The organism is Priestia sp. P5_B4 (genome assembly GCF_056400385.1).
On sequence record NZ_JBFULJ010001155.1, the window covers coordinates 1 to 993 of the forward strand.

1 protein-coding gene is annotated in these 993 nt (G+C 29.7%); it reads left to right on the top strand.

All coding sequences use genetic code 11. The features are described 5' to 3' along the window. Positions 1–230 precede the first annotated feature (230 nt). Entirely contained in the window at positions 231–707 is a 477-nt protein-coding gene (locus AC1DRF_RS29560) for a YrvL family regulatory protein (protein WP_427076799.1), read from the top strand. Positions 708–993 lie beyond the last annotated feature (286 nt).

Here is a 993-nt window from a genome sequence, read left to right on the forward strand (position 1 = left end):
CATATTAATTATATCATTTAAAGAGATTCATTTACTAAAAACCATTTTTGTATATAATTGGATAAAAGGGGGTTTTTCATGACTTATAATAAGAATAAATTAAAACTAGTAGGAGCTACTTTATTTGGAGCTGGAATTGGAGCCACCTTAGGAATACTAGCTTATACCCACGATTGGCTAGGATAAATACATTAAAGAAAAATTAGCAGCAAGGGATGTGAATGTTTACCTTGAAAGCAAAGAAAACTGGACCCTCTCACAATATATCTAATTTTTTCACTAAATCATTTACTGTTATTTTTATAACTTTAATTGTTATTATTGCTATTTCATTAATGCTAGGAGCATTTGTGTTTGGATTTATTGGTTTATTTAAAATATTTGGGGTACAATACAACTCATTTCTATCTCTATTAATATTCCTCTTACTGTTTTTTATTATAGGATTTATAGTTGATTTACTATCCATATTTCTTATTAATACATTTTCTCAACAAATTAAAAACTCTAAAAGAAAATTCCTTGCGAGACTGGTCATTGATTGTAGCTTTTCCTGGTTTGCTATACATACTGCTGATGAATTAATTAGAAGCATTACTATTCCCTCCATAACTGAGCTTATAGCTGTGTTTCTCCTCTTTTTCTTAGAAGTGGTAATGGATATGAATAGCAAAGGAGAACCTAATAAGAGCTCACTAGCTCCTTGAAGTCTTTGGGATTCTAATACAAAGATTATTTCAACCTAAAAAAACACCTTTCATAAATATAATTATAAGGAAAAAAGGTAATGTATAGTATGTTTTATATTTCATAACACTGGCTCCAATTGTTTATTCCAAATTCAAGGGAGGAATGCTAATGAAAAATACATCGAAACATCATGATGTCCAACGAAAATACAGAGAAAAGGTACAAAACAAACAAGAATTAAACGCATATGCCAGAGGTTGGTTCTTGTTCATTTTATTTGCTGTACTTCTCGTTGTATGGAGT